The organism is Marinomonas algae (assembly GCF_047525555.1).
Lineage (GTDB): Bacteria > Pseudomonadota > Gammaproteobacteria > Pseudomonadales > Marinomonadaceae > Marinomonas.
Map to the genome: position 1 here is coordinate 123,398 of NZ_JBLIXK010000007.1, position 20,983 is coordinate 144,380.

Genomic DNA, 20,983 nt, shown 5'->3' on the forward strand with positions numbered 1-20,983 from the left:
TTTTTGGGTGAGGTTATTATGTTAGAGCTTGATGACAACTTATTGATAGGTAAAGGGGTGATTAGAAGTTGTTACCAACATCCAATGAAACAAAACCAATGCGTCAAAATTTTACATCCGACTAGCCCTTTGAAAAATCAAACTCGTGAAATTCGTTATTTTAAACATTTAGAGAAAGTTGGCGCGAGTTGGGAGTATGTTGTTCCCTTTGTTAAGACAGAAGAAACAAATTTTGGCTTAGGTGCTGTGTTTAACTTAGTGCGCGATTGTGATGGGAAAATTTCAAAGTCGATTGATTTTTATTTGAAGCAAGATATCCCAGAAATCAATAATTATATAGCGTATGCACTAGAGGAGTTGAAGCAACACCTATGGGAGCAAAACATCATATACAGAGATTTGAACCCATCTAATATTTTGTTACAAAAAAATAGCGAAACAGATTTTCACTTGAAAGTAATTGATGGTGTTGGCCACAATGACTTTATTCCAATTTGCCATTTTGCCTATTTTGGAAGAAAGAAAATTGAAAGAATGTGGAACAGAAGACTTAGAAAATGGTTTGGTAAGTATAAAAATGTGTTTCCTTTATTGACACCATATCGCTAGATTTGTCTCTATCTTTAAGGTTATTCATACCTCTTCTATATGAATAACTTTAATAATCCCTTGTATCGCACTTCCACTTCCTTACTATTGCTACCTTTCATATTTTATTTCTGAATAGGTGATGCATGAAAATCCTACACACCTCTGATTGGCATCTTGGTCAGCATTTTATGGGGAAGTCCCGCCGTGATGAGCATAGAGCTTTTATCGATTGGTTGTTGGCGCTGGTGGACAAAGAAGATATTGATGCGGTGATTGTGGCTGGTGATATTTTTGATACTGGCTCACCGCCAAGTTATGCCCGTGAAATGTATCACCAGCTTGTGTTAGACATGAAAGCACGAGCCTGTCAGTTAGTCATTGTGGCTGGAAATCATGATTCTGTGAGCATGCTCAATGAATCAAAAAGCCTCCTTTCTTATCTAGATACCCAAGTCTCCAGCCAAGCTAACCTTGATGATATTGAATCCCATGTTATCCCATTGATGAACAAGCAAGGTGAGATCGCTGCTTGGGTTTGTGCTGTGCCTTATCTGCGCCCTAAAGATGTGATGAAGAGTCTGTCTGGTCAATCAGAGCAAGATAAGAAAGTGGGGTTGCTGCAACACATAAGTGATTTTTATCAGCAAGTTTACCTGCTTGCTAGTGAGAAGAATAAAACATTGAAAACCCCTGTGCCGATTATTGGAACGGGTCATCTTACTGCGATGGGTGGCCAAGTCAGTGAATCGGTTCGTGATCTTTATGTGGGAACGTTAGAAGCCTTGCCAACGTCTGTATTTCCTGCCTTTGATTATCTTGCCCTTGGACATATTCACCGAGCGCAGGCGATTACCAAAGATGGTCGCTTTCGCTATAGCGGCTCGCCAATTCCATTGAGCTTTGACGAATTAGGGCGAGAAAAAACACTTGTGATTCTTGATACGGATTTATTTGTAGAAGAGCTGGAGGAGGAAGAGCAACCTGTAATGGGAGATCTTTTCGCTGGTGAGTCTGAAGAAAGCAAAGTAGGGCCGATTCAATTAGTGAATATTCCTATGTTTCAGCCAATGGCGAGCCTGAAAGGAAGTTTAAAAGAGGTGACAAAGCAGCTTAATGAACAAGGTCTTGTAAAAGGCTTAGCGTCAGGTCAGATGCTTTGGTTAGAGGTGACTATCATTGCGGATGATTATTTGAGCGATGTGCAGAAACGCATAATGGAAGTGATCGACGATAAACCGATTGAGCTGCTGCGAGTGATGCGAAAAAGCGCTTTGGAGAAAAAGACTGACGCTTTTGAATCTCGCCAAACCTTGTCTGAGTTAACGGTTGGCGATGTTTTTGAGAAAAGCCTGCAAGCTAATTTGGACATTGAGCAGGAAGAAGCGAAGACTCTGACAAAACTATTTCATGTTTGTCTTGCTGAAATGGAAGAGTCTCAAAATGGGTTATCTGACGATGTCGAAGCGAGTGAAAACGCTCATCCAGAAAAGGCTAAAAAGAACAGTGAAGAAGACAGTGAAAGTCATGAAGAGGAGCAAGCATGAAAATTTGTAAGCTTCGACTGAAAAATCTAAATTCATTAAAAGGTGAGTGGGAAATTGATTTTACTAAAGCGCCTTTTGATGACGCTGGTGTTTTTGCCATTGTTGGGCCAACAGGCGCTGGTAAGTCTACCTTACTCGATGCGATTTGTTTGGCTTTGTATCATCGAACGCCAAGAATAGATACCGTATCGCAAAGTGAAAATGAAGTGATGACCCGATACACCTCAGACTGTCTTGCGGAAGTAGAGTTTGAAGTTAAAGGTAAAGGCTATCGTGCATTTTGGAGTCAACGACGTGCGCACGGCAGTAGCGAAGGAAAGCTGCAACCTATTTATTGTGAGTTGAGTGATATTGATGGGGTTATAATCACTAATAAAGTGAATGAAAAAAACGATAAAATTGCAGAAATAACAGGATTAGATTTCTCTCGTTTTACAAAATCTATGTTGCTAGCGCAAGGTGGTTTTTCTGCTTTTCTTAATGCAAAAGCGAATGATAGGGCTTCCTTATTGGAAGAACTTACCGGTACAGAAATTTATGGGCAGGTTTCTAAATGGGTTTTCGAAAAGCACAAAACTGAAAAGGTAAAAATCACCCAATTAGAAGCCATTAATGCCCAGCGGAAATTACTAAGCAATGATGAACTTGATGCTTTGGTTCAGAAAGAAAAGGAATATGAAGGGCAGGATAAAACGCTTGCTCAGAGTTTCAAGCAGCATCAGCAAAGTTTAGAGTGGCGTCAAACAGAGTCTCATCTAACGAAACAATTGGCACAAACTAAACAGCAAAGTTTGGATGCAATCGCTGCGCTAGAAAACTTTCAGCCTAAATTAGTCTTATTGAATAAAGCGGAAACGGCTAATAGTCTGCAGTCTCAATATGACGAGCTGATGAAAATGGTCAAGCGAGCAACTGAGCTTGAACAAGAAAAAGCCGTAGCGCTTCAGCAACAAACAGAGCAAGCCTCCACTGCCGAAGTACTTGAAGGGCAGGTGAAAGCCTCTAAATTGGCGTATGATGAGCAAGCTCAACAATGGGGAAAGTTGAATGACGAAGTAACCAATGTTATTCAACCTTTGGTTTCTCGCCGTGAAAATATTAATGAGCAGCTAATTGGCGTTAACAAGCGCCACGAAGAGCTGAATCAAAAGTATCAATCTAGTTCAAAAGAGTTAGAGGCCTTAAAAGAAAAGCTCAAGCAGGGTCAATTACTCTGTCAGCAGAGCGAAGCCAGCTTGTCAGAATGGCAAGCACCTGAGCAAATTGAAGCGCAGTTATCAAACTGGCAATACCAACAAGACTCTATTCAGGCGCAGGATCAAGTTCTAATGAATTTGGCGGCTGATATTGCCACATCGAAAAATGCGCTAGATGCTGCACTTAAAACTTTTGCTGCCAGTAAAGATCAAAAAGAGCAACAAAGCAGTCTTGTCGCTAATTTGGAACAACAGCTAAAAAATACCCTTGCAGACTATTTACATCTTTCCTCCGGCCGTGAATTGAATGAGTGGCAAGAACATGTTCGTGAATTAGATTCAAGGCAGCAGAAAGCTCAAGAGCTTGTTCAACAATATCAACTGTATCAAGCGAAGCAAATTGAACTTGGTAATTTGAATGACACGATTCAAGCGTTGGAAAACAAAGTTATTCAACAAGAAGAGCAGCTTTCACAACAGCGAAAAACCTATAAAGAGAAAAGCCATCATTGTTCAGATCTTACCAAGCTGGTGGATGCAGAGCGCCATATTGTCGCGCTAAATACACTAAGAGAGAACTTAGCTGAGCATGATCATTGTCCTTTATGTGGTTCTACCGAACACGATTTAGGTCATGCCTTGCATCAAGCAACCAATGTTGAAAATCAGCAAAGATTGGGTGCTTTACAAGCTGAATTGGAAGCGCTTAAGCAATCCGGTTTGGCGTTAAAGTCTGACCAGAAAGTATCCGCCAGCGAAAAAGAAGTGCGTCTTGAGCAGAGACAATCTTTAATAGCAGCCTTGGAGGATTTAGAAGCATCACTGTTTACGCTATTAAATCGTTTGGCAATTGATGCGGTCGAAGTGCTTGAGGAAACGACGGTTAAAGCGACAGTGGAAGCCGTGCAAAAAGATTGGATTCAAGTGACTGAAACCAACAAGGCTGTTTTGGAAAAGCATCAGCAGCGATTGGTTTTGGAAGAAGAGTTTAATAACGTGAAGGCTGAGCTGCAGAAGATAGAATTGCAACTTCAGCAGCAAGAATCTCAAGGTCGATTGCTTCGTCAGGCTTTTGATAGCAAGTTGGATGAGCAGCAGAAAATCACTCAAGAAAAAGATCGGGTTACTCAATCCTTAATTGCTTCCATTCAATCTGCAGGTGTTCCAGAAAAGTATCTTGTATCGCCTTTGAGTGATTCTTTGTTGGCATTACAGACTTCTTTGCAGTCATGGAGAGCAGCCAAGAATAACCTTGATGTGCAGCGCCAGCAAGTTGACCAGTTAGGTTATGAAATCACGTCGTTAGAATCACGTGTGAGTGACAATGCTGTAGAGCTAGAGCAAATACAAGTTCAACTAACGGATTTGAAAAATGAACTGGCAACGATTGATAAGAGTCTTTTTGAAAAGTTAGGTGAAAAAACACTTGTTCAATATCGTTCTGATGCCCAAGCGTCTTTAGAATCCTGCCGATCAGCATTAGATTCTATTTCAAAAGAGCACGAACAGATTCAGAAAACATTGGCTGCATCAGAGGCGACGTTGAAGGCGCTTGATAAATCTTTGCAAGCTCTAAAAGCTGAATTGGAAACTGCAGAGTCTGCTTGGCAAGGTGTGCTTAAAGAGAAAGGTTTTGAAGATGTTTCATCCTGGAAAATGGCGTGTTTATCTCATGATGAGCTTATTGCTTTGCAGCAGACTTATAGTGAGTTAAAAGATGTAAACACGCGACAAGCTGCATTGTTAAAGCAGGCGGAAACTTCTTTAGCGTCACACATTAATAACAAACCCATAAGTGATGTAATAGACACAAACTCTCTTGAAGAGTTATCTGTGCTGGTTGAGCAATTAGAAAATCAACGACAATTGCTCAATAGAAATTGGGGGGAAGTAGCGAATAAGATTGAAGAGGAAAAACAGCGTCGAGAGCAAGCAAAAGCGTCTGTAGAAGAATTGCGAATTTTGCGGGAAGAAGTGGTTCATCTTGAACGATTAAATCATTTGATAGGTTCTTCGGATGGTGCGAAATTCCGACGTTTTGCGCAAAGCCTGACTTTGGATCATTTGGTGTATTTGGCAAATCAGCATCTGAATGTGTTACATCGTCGTTATCAGCTGAAAAGACAGGAAGAGGCTTTGTCATTGGCCGTGGTGGATACTTGGCAAGCAAATGCATCTCGGGACACAAAAACCTTGTCTGGCGGAGAATCTTTCTTGGTGAGCTTGGCGTTAGCGTTGGCACTTTCTGATTTGGTTTCCCATAAAACCAGCATTGACTCTTTGTTTCTGGATGAAGGATTTGGCACTTTGGATAGTGAAACATTAGAGTCTGCTTTAGATGCTTTGGATAACTTACATTCCTCAGGGAAGACCATTGGAATCATCAGCCATATTAGTGCATTGAAAGAGCGTATTCCTGTGCAAATTAAGCTGACGAAGCAAAGTGGCTTAGGCGTGAGTCGTTTAGCGCCGGAATTTGCGGTACATTCGGCGGATTAAACGGCATTTTTACAGCGGTTTTTTATGGTGCAAAAGTTTTCCCCAGATTAATGGGAACAAGTATGTAAGTAAGTTGTAAAAATTTAAATAAATCAAATGGTTAAAGTTTCGTTTATTATTGAGCATTATGCGTTATTCTTGGCACTATTAGAGAGCAAGACCAATATTTGAGAGAGTGTAAAGACTCTGTTTTGGTGTCTTTCTTTAATCATTCAGCTTGATAGAATAGATTTCTGTATGCTAATCGAGATGATTCGTGTCTTTTATACGAATTAGCCGTACTAAAGAATTTAAAAAAAGGACTGTTTGCATGGCAGACTCAGGCTTCCAACTCAAAGGAAGCGTTGTTACGACAATATTGTTAGAAGTTCAGACATTTTCGCTAGATGACATTACTTTTCACCTAAAGAAAAAAATTGAACAGGTGCCACATTTTTTTAATCAGGCGCCTATCATTATTGATATTTCAAAAATGAAGCGCGGCATTACCCTAGATGAATTTGAAGCTTTAATTCGCTCGGTGAGTGCTCTTGGGCTTGGCGTTATCGGTTGGCGTTGTCATCCTGAAAATTTACCTGTGTGGAAAGGCTCAGTTAGCATTCCATTATTGCCTGCCAGCAAAGCGCGGGCGATACAAACCGTGCCAGAAGTAAAAGAAGAAGTAAGTCCAGATGTCGTTGTAAAAACAGTTGTGGAAGAGCGTTTAGTGCCTCAAGCAACTAAAGTTGTCACTAAGCCAATTCGCTCTGGTCAACAAGTTTACGCGGAAGGCGATTTGATTATTTTAGCTCAAGTCAGTGCTGGGGCAGAGGTTTTGGCCGATGGCAACATTCATGTGTATGGCCCATTGCGAGGTCGAGCTTTGGCTGGTGTAAAAGGAGATATAGAAGCACGAATTTTTTGTAAGAGTATGGAGGCTGAACTGGTTTCAATCGCAGGCAATTTTATGTTGAGCGATGCGTTGCAAGATATTGTTTGGAAAGATAGCGCTCAAGTGCTATTAGTTGACGATAGTTTGGAAATTACACCGCTTTAGTATTTATTAGATTATTTTGATGTACTCTGTTTGGGGTTATCGGGGGATATAACATTGGCAAAAATTATAGTGGTCACCTCAGGAAAAGGGGGGGTCGGCAAGACAACATCCAGTGCAGCAATTGGTACTGGTATTGCGTTGAAAGGGCATAAAACCGTCATTATCGATTTTGATGTGGGCTTACGAAATCTTGATTTGATCATGGGATGTGAGCGCCGTGTTGTTTATGATTTTGTAAACGTCATTAATAAGGAAGCAACTTTAACGCAAGCCCTGATTAAGGATAAACGCACTAAGGATTTGTATATCCTACCAGCGTCTCAGACTCGTGATAAAGATGCCTTAACAATTGAAGGTGTTCAGGAAGTCTTGGAAGAGCTTTCTAAAGAGTTTGATTACATCATCTGTGATTCGCCAGCAGGAATCGAAAAAGGCGCTCAAATGGCCTTGTATTTTGCTGATGCTGCAATCGTAGTGACCAATCCTGAAGTGTCATCTGTTCGTGACTCTGACCGTATTCTTGGTATCTTGCAAAGTAAGTCTAAACGAGCAGAAGAGGGTGCTGATCCAATCGAAGAGTTCTTATTATTGACTCGTTATCATCCTGAGCGTGTTGAGCTAGGTGAGATGTTGAGCGTTTCTGATGTTGAAGACATTTTAGCGATTCCTTTGTTAGGTGTGATTCCTGAATCGGAAGCCGTGCTTAAAGCATCGAACCAAGGTGCTCCTGTTATTCTGGATACAGAATCTGAAGCGGGTCAAGCCTACATGGATGCAGTAGACCGTCTGATGGGTGAAGAGCGTCCTTTACGCTTTTTGACTGTTCAGAAGAAAGGTTTTATAAAACGTTTGTTAGGAGGTTAGAGTGGGCATTTTTGATTACTTTAAAAGTAAAAATTCACCTAGTTCGGCTTCTGTAGCAAAAGACCGTTTGCAAATTATTGTGGCTCACGAGCGTACTAAGCGACATCAGCCTGATTACTTACCTCAGATGCAACAAGAGATTATTGATGTTATCCGTAAGTACGTGCAAATTGGCAGTGAAGATGTCCAAATACAGCTTGATAACACTGACGATTGCTCGGTGCTAGAGTTGAATGTTACCTTGCCTGATCAGAATTAAACTTTTTGTCTTGCACTGAGAAAGCGCCTCACTATTTTCTTGATTTGGATCTAGTTGGGCGCTTTTTTTACGTCTAAGTTAATGAGAATAATTGTCCGCGTTTTACTCAAATTCGGCATGGGTGTATTATTCCACGACTTATTTATTTGATGGCTAAAATACAATGCTACGCTTTTCTCTTGGTGTGATTGCCGTTTCTCTATTTCTTTCTGCATGCAGTGAACCTAAGCAGGTTGCTCCTCAACCTAAAGCCACTAAAGCTACCCACGAACTTCCGATTCCGCTTACAGACCCTAAAGCGCTTTTGGGCTCTCAATTGTTCTTTGATACAAATCTATCAAAAGAGAGGAATCAATCCTGTGCGACTTGTCACGATATTGCGAATGGCTTTGTCGATAAAAGAAACGATGTTTTTTCTGGTGCGGTTTCATTGGGTAGTGATAGTCAATCTGTAGGGACTCGTAATACACCGACGGCAGCTTATGCGGCTTTTTCCCCACCATTTCATCGTATGAAAGATGGTGAATATCGTGGTGGTCAATTTTTAGATGGCCGATCGTCTGATCTAGTGGAGCAAGCACAAGGCCCGTTTGTGAATCCTCTGGAAATGGCGTTGCCTGATGGCGCTGCAGTTGTTGATAGAGTGAAAGAAAATCAGCGGTATGTGTCATTGTTTAATGATTTATACGGTGACGGAATTTTAGAAGACTCAGAGAAGGGTTATGTCGCCATTGCGGATGCGATTGCCACTTTTGAAAAAACGGCTCTATTTATGCCTTTTGATTCAAAATACGACCGTGTATTGCGTGGCGAGGATAAATTCACACCAGAAGAAGAGTTGGGTAAGACATTATTCTTCTCTCAGCAGTTTACGAATTGCAATGCTTGTCATCAATTAAATCCTTCCCCATTTTATGATCAAGAAACCTTTACAAACTTTGAGTATCGCAACATAGGTGTGCCTGCCAATGCGCCTTTAACGGCTCATAATAATGGCTTAATTGATCAAGGGTTGTTGGATCATCCAGAGATTACAGACCCATCTCAAGCAGGTAAGTTTAAAGTGCCTTCCTTGAGGAATGTTGCGGTCACAGGGCCTTATATGCATAACGGTGTGTTTCAGGATTTACGTACAGTGGTTCTATTTTACGATAAATACAACAATCCAACTCGCACCATTAATCCTGAAACGGGTAAGCCCTGGGGTGAACCTGAGGTGGCAGAAAATATAGACTTTGCAGACTTGGAAGTGGGCCCAGCTTTACCAGATCAAAGAGTGGATGCCATTGTTGCTTTCTTGAAAACATTAACGGACAAGCGATATGAGCCCTTGTTGGAATCGAAACCTTAAAGCTAAGCTCCTTATTGTTTTCATTGATAAAACTGGCTTGATGGCGAAAATTTTATTACATTGATCCTTTGATTTATTTTGTGGCGCTTTTAATGTGTCACTCAAATATAAAGGACATAAATGATGAAATATTCGCCACTTGGTCGAACAGGCTTAGAGGTCTCTCGAGTTTGTTTGGGTACCATGACATGGGGTACTCAAAATAATCAGGCTGATGCTGATGTTCAAATTGAATATGCCTTAGCAAACGGTATTAATTTCTTTGATACCGCCGAAATGTATTCTGTTCCACCGACTCCAGAATCCTATGGAAAAACAGAAACTATTATTGGTGACTGGCTATCTCGTAATCCGTCTCGTCGTGGCGAAATGATCTTGGCAACAAAAATTGCTGGCCCTGGTTTACATTATATTCGTGATGGCGGCCCAATTACCGGTGATGCTGTTGTCGCTGCTGTTGATGCTTCTTTAAAGCGCTTGCAAACAGATTACATTGACTTATACCAACTTCATTGGCCAAATCGTACGACACCGCATTTTGCGAAGCATTTTCCAGGTCATATTTCGTTTTCTAATGTGGATCGTGATGCCCACTCGGCCCAAATGCTTGATATTTTGCAAGGCATTGCTAAGTGCATAAAAGCAGGGAAAATTCGCCATTTTGGTTTGTCTGATGACAGCACTTGGGGAATTAATGAATACATTCGTTTAAGTGATAAGTATGACTTGCCAAGAGTGGCTTCGATTCAAAATGAGTTTAGCTTATTACATGCGAAAGACTGGCCTTATTTGATTGAAAATTGCGTTCATGAAGACGTTGCCTATTTACCTTGGTCACCTTTGGCTGCGGGTGCGTTAACTGGCAAGTATCTTGGTGGTGCTCGCCCTGAAGGCAGTCGTTGGAGCTTTGCGCAACGCAATGGTCTGTTCCGCGATACTCAACAAGTAGAGAAAGCGGTTGCTGGATATGTTGAGGTTGCCAAGAAGCATGGCTTGAGTGCGGCTCAGTTGGCTTTGGCTTGGTGTGATCAGGTTGATGGTGTAAGTTCAACCATTATTGGTGCGACTTCATTAGAACAGTTGAAAGAAGATATGAGTGCTTTTGACTTGGCTTTGTCTGATGAGGTTCTTGCGGATGTTATGTCTGTATTTCGGGAATATCCTGTACCGTTTTAATATCCAGGGCGTGTTCGTACCTTCCCTAGGTTATTTCGAGAACTAAAGAGTGCTTTTGGGTGCTCTTTTTTTTGTGCCAAATTTTTAGAGGACATAAAAAAACCCGATGCGATGCATCGGGTTTTTTGAAGAGAAAGAAAATCAGAAATTAGTTCTTTTCTTTTTCTTTTTTCTCTTTTTGAGCTGCGATTACTGTTTCTGCTACGTTTGCAGGACATGGTAGGTAGTGAGAGAACTCCATAGAGAACTGACCACGACCAGATGTCATTGTACGTAGAGAGCTGATGTAACCAAACATTTCAGAAAGAGGAACGTCTGCTTTAATACGTACGCCAGTTACGCCTTTCTCTTGGTCTTTGATCATGCCGCGACGACGGTTAAGGTCACCGATAACATCACCAACGTGATCATCAGGAGTGAACACGTCAACCTTCATGATAGGCTCGATCAACTGAGGACCAGCTTTCGGGATAGACTGACGGAAAGCGCCTTTAGCAGCGATTTCGAAGGCAATAGCAGAGGAGTCAACTGCGTGGAATCCACCGTCGAACAACTCAACTTCAACGTCTAGTACTGGGAAGCCAGCTAGAACACCTTCTTCCATCATAGACTTAAAGCCTTTTTCTACTGCTGGGAAGAATTCTTTTGGTACGTTACCGCCCACAACAGAAGAAGAGAAAGTGAAGCCAGAACCAAGCTCACCTGGTTTGATACGGTAATCGATCTTACCGAACTGACCAGAACCACCAGATTGTTTCTTGTGCGTGTAAGTATCTTCAACTTCTTTCGTGATCGTTTCACGGTAAGCAACCTGAGGCTGACCAACAATTAGGTCTACGCCGTAAGTACGCTTCAAGATGTCTACTTTGATATCTAGGTGAAGCTCACCCATACCACGAAGGATAGTCTCACCAGAATCTTGGTCAGTTTCTACGCGGAAAGTTGGATCTTCTGCAACCATTTTACCGATCGCGATACCCATTTTCTCGTTACCACCTTTATCTTTAGGAGTAACAGAGATAGAGATTACTGGCTCAGGGAAAACCATCGCTTCAAGAGTACATGGGTGCTTAGGATCACAAAGAGTGTGACCAGTTTGTACGTTTTTCATACCAACGATTGCAAGGATATCACCAGCTTGTGCTGAGTTGATTTCTTTACGGTCATCCGCTTGCATTTCCACCATACGACCAACACGCTCAGTTTTACCTGTGAAGCTGTTTAGGATCGTATCGCCTTTGTTCAGTTTACCAGAGTAAACACGTACGAAAGTCAAGGCACCGAAACGGTCATCCATGATTTTGAAAGCAAGAGCTTTGAAAGGTTCGTTAGCGTCAACAAGTGCTTTCTCGCCGTTTGGATTACCTTCTTCGTCAGTAAGATCTTGTGGAACAACATCTGTTGGGCTAGGTAGGTAGTCAACCACAGCGTCAAGAAGAAGTTGCATGCCTTTGTTTTTGAAGGCAGAACCACAGTAAGTAGGGAAGAAAGCAAGATCACGTGTACCAGTACGGATACAACGTTTGATGTCTTCCATAGAAGGCTCTTCGCCATCCATGTAGGCCATCATGATGTCGTCGTCTTGTTCAACTGCAGTTTCGATTAGTTTCTCACGGTATTCTTCTACCTGATCAACCATGTCTGCAGGAACGTCTTCGATGCTGTAGTTTTCTGGTTGGCCAGAATCATCCCAAACGTAAGCTTTACGGCTTAGAAGGTCAACAACACCTACGAATTCGTCTTCAGTACCAATTGGCAATACCATGATAAGAGGCGTCGCACCTAGTACGTCTTCAACTTGTTTAGTAACGCGGTAGAAGCTAGCGCCTAGACGGTCTAGTTTGTTTACGAAGATCAAACGAGCTACTTCTGACTCGTTTGCGTAGCGCCAGTTTGTTTCTGATTGTGGTTCAACACCACCAGAACCACAGAATACACCAACACCACCGTCAAGAACTTTAAGGGAACGGTATACTTCTACTGTGAAGTCAACGTGTCCAGGTGTGTCGATAACGTTAAAACGATGGTCTTTCCAGAAACATGTTACTGCTGCTGATTGGATAGTAATACCACGTTCTGCTTCTTGTTCCATGAAGTCAGTAGTTGACTCACCTTCATGTACTTCACCGAGTTTGTGAATCATACCGGTAAGTTTAAGAATACGTTCTGTGGTAGTAGTTTTACCCGCGTCAACGTGAGCAAAAATACCGATGTTTCTGTATTTTGATAAGTCAGCCATTACATTACTCTAAATAATTGAGGACGAAATTTGCGCGCTATTATACAAGGCTTTTTACATTTGTGGCCAAGTATTTCGCGCTATTCTATTATATTTTATAGGATTAAAGAAAGGGGGCTGTGAAAAGCATTCTAGAAATAACGCATAAATGTTTTTTAAGCGCCAAAAACAGAGTAAATGAGAGGCTAAAACTTTGCTTTTGCCCGTGCTGTACTGGGTTTTTAACGGAATAAACAAGAGTTGGATTTAAAAATAGGCTTTAGCCTCTTTAATTGTTGGATTATTTGCAACTAAAGAGGCTGAGGTTTTACTTCATATGCGTTCTTGTTACCAAGAACCTGTACCTGCTTTTTTGCGGCGTAAGGATGGTAGTAGGATGCCTAAGAATAGTCCGCCAAAGAGGGTTCCAGCACCAATAATAAACCATCTTTGATCATTGGATTTTTGTAGCTGGTTCGCTTGTGTCACTGCAGCATCAGTACGCTGTCTTAGACTGGCCATTTCGTAACTGATGGTTTCATTTTTAGAGACAATCTCTTTGGCTTTTTCGGAGACCTCTGCTAGGTCGCTGAGCTCTTGTTCCAATGCACTGTTGTTATTTTTTAGTTGAGTGTTCTCTTGGATGAGTTCTTGAATTTTTTGTTGGCTTGCTTTGAGCGTGTTTGCAATGTCGTTTCTGCTTTCCGTGACTCGATTAACTTGGCTCTGTAGGGCACTCATTTTATCTCTAGTTACTGTGTCTTCACTAAGGAAGTAATCAGCTACCCAGCCTTCATTACCGCTAGGAGTGCGGACCTTGCTGTAGCCTTCGCTTCTTTCGAGAATTTCTAATGGTGTTCCGCTTTTTAACCCTCTTTCTACCGCTCTTGTGCTGTTGTCGAGGCCTTCTCGAATAGCAACAAATTGAATATCAGAGACATAGACAGTTTCAGCGTAAACAGAGGTGGAGAGTAGTAGGCCAGCTAATAGGCTAGTGACACATTTTCTAGACACATTAAGTTCCTTCAGCAAATCAATCACTTTGAGTTATTTAGTAACGATAATCAGGAGTGGTGCAATACGCAATAGAAAAAGGCCATCGTAATGGCCTTTTATGGATATTTTATTGTAAAGCTTTTGCTTTGTAGGTCGGAGTAAGTTGCCTATCGACGCAAGAAAATAGGTCGTGGATCAGCAACGTCACCTTGGTAAGCGACAGAGAAAGGGCGATGTAAATCTAACGCCTTTTCCAAATCTACATCTTCGTTAAACTGGAAGCTGTTGAATCCAACTCTTAAAAGATAACCTAATTGATCTGGGATGAAGTTACCTAAGGCTCTAATTTCACCTTGGTAATTCAATCTCTCTTTTAAAAGGCGTGCGTAGCTGAATCCGCGGCCATCTGCAAACGCTGGAAAATTGATGCCAATGACTTCAAATTGATCTAGGTTGATGTCGCTTAAGCATTCCACGCCGTCGCCAGCATCAAGCCAAATGCCTGCAACTGAACCAATGGTGTCTTTTTCGGCTAACCATTTTTGAACAGAAACGATACCGTTTGGAACCACTTCTTGTTCATTGCTATCTAACCAAACATAAGCATTGTCGATGATTTCACCGTTTTTAATTAGCTTTGGCATAAGCGGCCTCTTTAAATGGTGTGATGCCAATACGGCGATAAGTGTCGATGAAACGCTCGTCTTCTGAACGGTTGCTAACATAAACATCCATTAGCTTTTGAATAACACCGCTAATTTCTTCTTGAGCAAAGGAAGGTCCTAAGATTTTACCTATGCTGGCATCGTGTCCAGAAGCTCCACCGATTGAAACTTGGTAAAACTCTTCGCCTTTTTTATCTACACCCAAGATGCCTAGATTACCAACGTGGTGGTGACCACAAGCATTCATACAGCCTGAAATGTTAAGGTCAATTTCACCTAGGTCATAAAGGTAATCTAGATCGTTAAACGTGTCTTGAATTTGTGCTGCAATCGGGATGGATTTCGCATTGGCAAGAGCACAGAAATCACCACCAGGGCAGCAAATCATGTCAGTTAACAAGCCTAAAGTCGGTGTTGCGAAACCTGCTTCTTTCGCAGCATCCCACAATTCGGCAAGTTGATCTTGACGAACATCCGATAGGACTAGGTTTTGTTCGTGACTTACGCGTAGCTCGCCGAAGCTAAACTTATCGGCAAGATCCGCAGCTTTTTGCATTTGATCTGCTGTTGCATCACCAGGTGCTTGGCCTGCCTTTTTCAGCGTAAGAGTAACAATTCGGTAGCCTGCTTTTTTGTGAGCAAAAGTATTGCGCTCATACCAGCGAGCAAAACCAGCACTCTCAGACAATTTGCTTGTTAGGCTAGCAGGATTGTTTTCTAAGTTTTCGTAAGCAGGCTCAGAAAAGAAGCTTGCTAAACGATCAAATTCCGCCATAGGAACCGTGCTTTCTGTTCCTTTTAAGTGAGCCCATTCAGCATCGACGCGCTTACGGAATTCATCAATACCTAATGCTTTTACTAGGATTTTAATACGAGCTTTGTACTTGTTCTGACGGTTTCCTGTTTGGTTATAAACACGAAGGATAGCGTCGAGGTAAGTCAATAAGTCTTGGCGAGGAATAAATTCGCAAATCGTTACGCCAACCATTGGTGTACGGCCCAAGCCACCGCCAACGATCACCTTGAAACCAATTTCACCCGCGTCGTTTTTCTTAATGTGCAAACCAATGTCGTGAACTTGTGTTGCAGCTCGGTCTGCAGATTCTGTTGCGTTGACAGCGATTTTGAATTTACGTGGTAAGAAAGCAAATTCTGGGTGGAATGTAGACCACTGTCGAATTAGCTCACAGTAAGGGCGAGGGTCAACCACTTCATCAGCAATCACACCAGCATATTGGTCAGTTGTGGTGTTACGAATACAGTTACCACTGGTTTGTACGGCATGCATTTGTACTTCAGCTAACTCTGCTAGGATGTCTGGCACATCTTCTAGTTTAGGCCAGTTCAATTGCAAGTTCTGACGTGTACTAAAGTGACCGTATGATTTGTCATATCGGCAGCTGATGTCCGCTAGTTTGCGCAATTGAGTGCTAGAAAGCATGCCATATGGAATAGCGATGCGTAACATTGGTGCGTAGCGCTGAACATACAATCCATTTTGAAGGCGCAAAGGCAAGAAGGCTTCTTCGCTTAATTCTTTCGCAAGATAACGGCGTGTTTGGTCGCGAAATTGAGCGACACGTTCTTCAACAAGCTGTTGGTCTATGGCGTCATATTGATACATAGTTAGGAACCGTGATTGATAAATTTTGATGAGCGTATATTAGCAAACATCCTTTATACTAAAAATGAATATTTACCTATATCTTTAGCGGTTTTTCTAATAAGGCTTATTGAGGTGAAGAGTTATCAATTGGCTTTTTAAATAAAGGAAAAATACCTTAGTTTTTTACTTGGTCTTTGGAATTGTTGGGCATCTGCGGTAATATACAGGCATCAATCGTTATATAGATTTAGAAAGGGTTATTATGAATATTACAATTACGGATGGTGCCCAAGAATACTTGTCTTCATTGCTGGAAAAGCAAGGAGTGGAAGGGATCGCTGTGCGAATCTTTATTCAGCAACCGGGTACGCCTTACGCTGAAACTTGTCTTGCTTATTGCAGACCAGATGAAGTAAATGAAACAGATGAAATTTTAAACTTACCTAAGTTGAAAGTTTATATAGAAAAAATGTCTGTAAACTTCTTAGATGAAGCTTTTGTTGATTACGCAACAGAAAAAATGGGTGGTCAGCTAACTATTAAAGCGCCAAATGCTAAGATGCCTAAGGTAACGGCAGACAGTCCAATTGAAGATCAAATCAACTATGTATTGTATTCAGAAATCAACCCAGGCTTGGCTGCACACGGTGGTGAAGTAAGTTTGGTTGAGGTGATTGATGGCGAAGTGGCAATCCTCAAATTCGGCGGTGGTTGCCAAGGTTGTAGTGCTGTTGATTTGACTTTGAAAGAAGGTGTTGAGAAGACACTGATTGAGAAAGTGCCTGGTCTTACCGCGGTGAAAGATTCTACTGATCATACCGTGACAGATAACGCTTTCATGTAATATCTGGCTATAAATTGTATGGTTAAAACAAAAAAAGGTAATCGATTTCTCGATTACCTTTTTTATTGGAAAATAGAAAACTTACGAACGCTGACGTTTTGGAAGAACGTCACGCAAAGCGTTTGCCATAGTGGTCAACGACTTTTCAGTTGTTTCCCAGTCAATGCAAGCATCAGTGATAGATACACCGTATTCTAAGTCTTTCAGATCAGCTGGTACTTTTTGGTTGCCCCAGCCAATGTTACTTTCAATCATTAAGCCCATGATGGAGTTGTTACCATCAAGAATTTGCTGTGTTGAATCTTCTGCGACAGTAACTTGTTTTTCTGGTTTCTTGTTCGAGTTCTCGTGAGAGCAATCGACCATGATGTTGTGCTTCAAGTTTGCAGCGGTTAATGCTTTTTCACTCAATGCAATGTTAGCTGCGTCATAGTTTGGTAAGCCATTGCCACCACGTAGAACAAGGTGGCCGTATGCATTTCCTTTCGTGTTAACAATGCTGACTTGACCAACTTCATTAATACCAAGGAAAGAGTGAGGGTGAGAAACAGATTGCATAGCGTTAACAGCAACTGTCATTGAACCATCTGTGCCGTTTTTGAATCCGACAGGACCAGAAAGGCCTGAAGCCATTTCACGGTGAGTTTGTGATTCAGTTGTACGAGCGCCAATAGCAGACCAGCTGATTAAGTCTTGAATGTATTGTGGTGAGATTGGATCCAAGGCTTCTGTCGCCAAAGGAAGACCAAGCTCGGCTAAATCAATCAATAATTTTCGGCCAATGCGAATGCCTTTATCAATATCGAATGTACCGTCTAGATTTGGATCATTGATCAAACCTTTCCAGCCAACAGTAGTGCGCGGCTTCTCAAAATAAGCGCGCATAATAATATAAAGAGTATCGTCTAGTTCAACTGCCAATTTTTTTAGGCGCTTCGCATAATCAAGTGCTGCTGCAGGGTCATGGATAGAGCATGGGCCAATAACAATTGCTAGGCGGTGATCTTTGCCGTCCATGATGTTTTTGATGATCTCGCGGGATTCTGCAACATGACTGCTAATGCTATCGCTAACGGGCAGCTCAGCTTTCAATTCACTTGGCGTAACCAAGGAAGTAAAAGAGGCAATATTTAAGTCTTCAAGACGTGCGTTACTCATTGAGGTTTTTCCTGTTTATCGCTTTTATTTGTAGCGGCTTACAATATCGTGTTTTTCGCTGTGAATGAACCGTAATTGGTCAGTTTTTTTGCTTTTTAGAAAAAAAGATACTTAACGCCAAAAGCAAAGAGGGCAGTTGCAAGTACGGGTTGTAAAATACGATTCGACACATAGCTCGCAATACGTGTTCCTACATAAATAGTAGGTATAGATCCAATCAATAAAGCAGCAAGCAGAGTGTAATCGACATTACCTAAGAATAAGTGTCCGATACCAGCAACCAGCGTAAGAGGGACAGCGTGAGCTAGGTCGGTTCCGACAATGTTTTTTGCTCGCATCACAGGGAATAAAATCATCATAATGGCTGTGCCTAATGCGCCAGCACCGACAGAAGTAAGTGTTACTAAAGCACCTAGAGCGATACCGCATACAAAAATGATTTTTGAGCTTTGTTGTGCACTGAAGTCAAAGTTCAGTGTTTTAGTGAGCTTGGATCGAAACAAGATCACAATGGCAGTCATGACAAGCATTAACCCTAAAAGGCCAGTTAATATTTCTTGATAGTGATCTGGCTTCTCAAATTTTGACAAAGCCCATATGGTAATAAAAGATGCCGGAATGCTTCCTGCAGCCATTGCAAAGACAATGCTCCAATTTACATTGCCTCGTTTAGCGTGCATGACAACGCCTGTGCTTTTAGCTATGCCTGCATACATTAAATCTGTACCGATGGCGATATGAGGAGGAAAGCCGAATAGCAAAAGTAGCGGCGTCATCAAAGAGCCACCGCCAACACCAGTAATGCCCACTGCTAAACCGACAGCTGCACCAGCAAAAATGTACCAAAGAAAATCCATTCGAAAACCATATAGAAGTTATTTAAGCTGGCAACATTAGAGGTTTTTTACTATTCTATAAAGTAATATTTTATTATGTTTTTAACTCTTTTTAGAATAAGGCAGACGATGAAACTACAACAGCTTAGGTATATATGGGAAGTCGCGCGTCACGATTTAAATGTCTCGGCGACAGCGCAAAGCTTATACACCTCGCAACCAGGTGTTAGTAAGCAGATTCGTCTGTTGGAAGATGAATTGGGTGTTGAGGTCTTTGCACGTAGTGGAAAGCATTTAACGCATATAACGCCAGCAGGTGAAAAAATTATCGAGTTGGCTGGTGAAGTGTTGAGTCAAACGCAAAACATTAAGCGTGTTGCAAAAGAGTTTAGCGATGAGCGCAAAGGTTCTCTTGATATCGCAACCACTCACACTCAAGCGAGATATGCTTTGCCTAAAGTAATTAACCAGTTTATCGAAGGTTATCCAGATGTGACTTTGCACATGCATCAAGGTACGCCGATGCAAATTGCAGAAATGTCGAATGATGGTGTTGTGGATTTTGCGATTGCCACTGAAGCGCTAGAGCAGTTTGGTAATTTGGTTATGTTACCTTGCTATACGTGGAATCGATCTGTGGTTGTGCCAAAAAATCACCCTTTGGCGAAAACGAAAAAACTCACTTTAGACGCTTTGGCTGAATATCCGATCGTAACTTATGTATTTGGTTTTACGGGGCGCTCGCAGTTGGATCAGGCTTTCCAAGACGCTGACTTAAACCCTAATGTGGTTTTCACAGCTGCTGATTCTGATGTGATCAAAACCTATGTTCGTCTGGGGCTAGGTGTGGGTATTGTGGCTTCTATGGCTTATGACAAAGAACAAGACTCAGATTTAGTTGCTTTAGATGCATCGCATTTATTTGAGGATAGTTGTACTAAAATAGGGATTCGGAATAATACTTTTATCCGCGGCTACATGTATAAGTTTATTGAATCTTTCGCACCTCATTTAACAAAAGACTTAGTTGTGGCAGCGATGGAAGCACCTAATCGCCAAGATGTTGAGCTATTGTTTAAAGATATTGAGTTGCCGAGATACTAGGCGTTTTATCGCTATTTAACTTCAAGGTATTGGTGAATAAAAACTACGACTCCGAAAAGGTCGTAGTTTTTTTATGCGAGAAGAAAGGTGTTACTTCTTAAGTTTAAGTGCCATTTCTGCGATGCGTTTACCTTGAGCTTCGCATAAGGCTTTTTCTTCTTCTGAAAGGCTAACTTCACTGGTGTGGTTGGCTAAATGGCTTGCACCATAAGGCGTTCCGCCAGTGGTGGTGCTAATCAGTTCTTTATTCTTATAAGGTAGTCCGGCCCAAATCATTCCATGATGCAATAGAGGTGTCATCATGCTATGTAGGCATTGTTCTTGACCGCCATGCATGGTGCTTGCGCTGGTAAAACCGCAGGCAGGTTTGTCTATTAGTTGTCCTGTAAGCCACAGTGTAGAGGTTTGGTCGATGAAATGCTTTAAAGGTGCAGCCATGCTGCCAAAGTAGGATGGAGAGCCGAGGGCAAGACCAGAGCAATTAGATAGTTCTTCTAATGTGCAGTATGGAGCACCTTCTTCTGGTAATTCTGGTTGTGCTGTCTGGGTTGTTACAGCGACATCAGGAACTTGGCGAATTTTTACTTCTATATTGCTTACTTTATTGGCGCCTCTGGCAATGTGTTTGGCCATTTCGGCAATGGAGCCATGGCGGCTATAGAATAAAATCAATACGTAAGGTGATTCACTCATTTGAATAATTCCAAAACATTTTCTGGAGGTCGGCCGAGTTTAGCTTGATCGTTATGAATGACAATAGGGCGCTCAATGAGTTTTGGGTTTTGATGCATGGCTTGAAGTCGTTCTTCATCACTGGAGTCTTTGTTGAGTCCAAGTTCTTTGTAGAGGGCTTCTTTTGTTCTCATTAGCTCTAAAGGTGACATATCAAGCAGATTTAGAATGCGCTTAAGCTCGTCAACGCTTGGTGGTTCTTGGAGATAGAGGCGAACGTCAGGTTGAATGTTGTACTCTTCTAATAGTTGCAGAGTTTGACGGGATTTAGAGCATCGCGGGTTGTGGTAAATAGTGGTCATATTGGC

The 20,983-nt window shown here is 41.8% G+C and carries 18 protein-coding genes; 10 read left to right on the forward strand and 8 right to left on the reverse strand.

From position 1 onward, the window contains the following. The first annotated feature begins 18 nt into the window (after positions 1-18). The 8 genes from ACMUMQ_RS11260 (at position 19) to ACMUMQ_RS11295 (ending at position 10,516) form a co-directional block, all read left to right on the forward strand. Positions 19-609 carry a YrbL family protein gene (locus ACMUMQ_RS11260; RefSeq protein WP_414682086.1) on the forward strand — a complete coding sequence of 197 codons (591 nt, stop codon included), beginning with the start codon at positions 19-21 and terminating at the stop codon, positions 607-609. 125 nt (positions 610-734) lie between these two features. Continuing rightward, positions 735-2,135: an exonuclease SbcCD subunit D C-terminal domain-containing protein gene (locus tag ACMUMQ_RS11265; RefSeq protein ID WP_414682087.1), complete on the forward strand. Its 1,401-nt coding sequence runs from the start codon at positions 735-737 to the stop codon at positions 2,133-2,135. Further along, positions 2,132-5,830, forward strand: a complete 3,699-nt coding sequence (locus tag ACMUMQ_RS11270) for an AAA family ATPase (RefSeq protein ID WP_414682089.1) — start codon at positions 2,132-2,134, stop codon at positions 5,828-5,830. Before ACMUMQ_RS11265 ends, ACMUMQ_RS11270 begins: the two co-directional genes overlap by 4 nt. 310 nt (positions 5,831-6,140) lie before the next feature. Beyond that, on the forward strand, positions 6,141-6,866 hold the full coding sequence (gene minC / locus ACMUMQ_RS11275; RefSeq protein ID WP_414682090.1) for a septum site-determining protein MinC: 726 nt from the start codon (positions 6,141-6,143) through the stop codon (positions 6,864-6,866). A gap of 54 nt (positions 6,867-6,920) precedes the next feature. After that, complete coding sequence (gene minD, locus ACMUMQ_RS11280) at positions 6,921-7,730, forward strand: septum site-determining protein MinD (protein WP_414682091.1); 810 nt, start codon at positions 6,921-6,923, stop codon at positions 7,728-7,730. A 1-nt stretch (position 7,731) separates the two neighbouring features. Further along, a complete protein-coding gene (gene minE, locus ACMUMQ_RS11285; protein ID WP_414682092.1) occupies positions 7,732-7,989 on the forward strand; it encodes a cell division topological specificity factor MinE in 258 nt (85 codons plus the stop codon). Positions 7,990-8,152: 163 nt separating this feature from the next. After that, positions 8,153-9,340, forward strand: a complete 1,188-nt coding sequence (locus ACMUMQ_RS11290; protein WP_414682093.1) for a cytochrome-c peroxidase — start codon at positions 8,153-8,155, stop codon at positions 9,338-9,340. Between the two features lie 120 nt (positions 9,341-9,460). Continuing rightward, the gene (locus ACMUMQ_RS11295) at positions 9,461-10,516 is read left to right on the forward strand and encodes an aldo/keto reductase (protein WP_414682094.1); all 1,056 of its coding nucleotides are present in this window, start codon (positions 9,461-9,463) and stop codon (positions 10,514-10,516) included. A 148-nt stretch (positions 10,517-10,664) separates the two neighbouring features. Here ACMUMQ_RS11295 and fusA read toward each other — a convergent pair whose 3' ends face one another. From fusA to ACMUMQ_RS11315, 4 genes are all read right to left on the reverse strand, one after another. Further along, complete coding sequence (fusA, locus tag ACMUMQ_RS11300) at positions 10,665-12,755, reverse strand: elongation factor G (protein ID WP_414682095.1); 2,091 nt, start codon at positions 12,753-12,755, stop codon at positions 10,665-10,667. Positions 12,756-13,082: 327 nt separating this feature from the next. After that, positions 13,083-13,748, reverse strand: coding sequence for a TIGR04211 family SH3 domain-containing protein (locus ACMUMQ_RS11305; protein WP_414682096.1), 666 nt, complete (start codon positions 13,746-13,748; stop codon positions 13,083-13,085). 149 nt (positions 13,749-13,897) lie between these two features. Further along, positions 13,898-14,374, reverse strand: coding sequence for a DUF934 domain-containing protein (locus tag ACMUMQ_RS11310; RefSeq protein WP_317003813.1), 477 nt, complete (start codon positions 14,372-14,374; stop codon positions 13,898-13,900). Continuing rightward, positions 14,358-16,019: a nitrite/sulfite reductase gene (locus ACMUMQ_RS11315; RefSeq protein WP_414682097.1), complete on the reverse strand. Its 1,662-nt coding sequence runs from the start codon at positions 16,017-16,019 to the stop codon at positions 14,358-14,360. Before ACMUMQ_RS11315 ends, ACMUMQ_RS11310 begins: the two co-directional genes overlap by 17 nt. A gap of 244 nt (positions 16,020-16,263) precedes the next feature. Between ACMUMQ_RS11315 and nfuA the strand changes: the two genes are divergently transcribed. Beyond that, positions 16,264-16,845: a Fe-S biogenesis protein NfuA gene (gene nfuA / locus ACMUMQ_RS11320; RefSeq protein ID WP_414682098.1), complete on the forward strand. Its 582-nt coding sequence runs from the start codon at positions 16,264-16,266 to the stop codon at positions 16,843-16,845. Positions 16,846-16,926: 81 nt separating this feature from the next. Here the strand turns inward: nfuA and ACMUMQ_RS11325 are convergent, their stop codons facing one another. Both ACMUMQ_RS11325 and ACMUMQ_RS11330 read right to left on the reverse strand, forming a co-directional pair. Further along, positions 16,927-18,003: a 3-deoxy-7-phosphoheptulonate synthase gene (locus ACMUMQ_RS11325; RefSeq protein WP_414682099.1), complete on the reverse strand. Its 1,077-nt coding sequence runs from the start codon at positions 18,001-18,003 to the stop codon at positions 16,927-16,929. A gap of 95 nt (positions 18,004-18,098) precedes the next feature. Next, positions 18,099-18,860, reverse strand: coding sequence for a sulfite exporter TauE/SafE family protein (locus ACMUMQ_RS11330; RefSeq protein ID WP_414682100.1), 762 nt, complete (start codon positions 18,858-18,860; stop codon positions 18,099-18,101). Positions 18,861-18,968: 108 nt separating this feature from the next. On the opposite strand from ACMUMQ_RS11330, the gene cysB reads away from it, so the two are divergent. Then, on the forward strand, positions 18,969-19,943 hold the full coding sequence (cysB, locus tag ACMUMQ_RS11335; RefSeq protein ID WP_414682101.1) for an HTH-type transcriptional regulator CysB: 975 nt from the start codon (positions 18,969-18,971) through the stop codon (positions 19,941-19,943). A 90-nt stretch (positions 19,944-20,033) separates the two neighbouring features. Here cysB and wrbA read toward each other — a convergent pair whose 3' ends face one another. Next, positions 20,034-20,636 (reverse strand): NAD(P)H:quinone oxidoreductase, encoded by a 603-nt coding sequence (wrbA, locus tag ACMUMQ_RS11340; protein WP_414682102.1) that lies wholly within the window; start codon positions 20,634-20,636, stop codon positions 20,034-20,036. Then, positions 20,633-20,977 (reverse strand): arsenate reductase (glutaredoxin), encoded by a 345-nt coding sequence (gene arsC / locus ACMUMQ_RS11345; protein ID WP_414682103.1) that lies wholly within the window; start codon positions 20,975-20,977, stop codon positions 20,633-20,635. Before arsC ends, wrbA begins: the two co-directional genes overlap by 4 nt. Positions 20,978-20,983 lie beyond the last annotated feature (6 nt).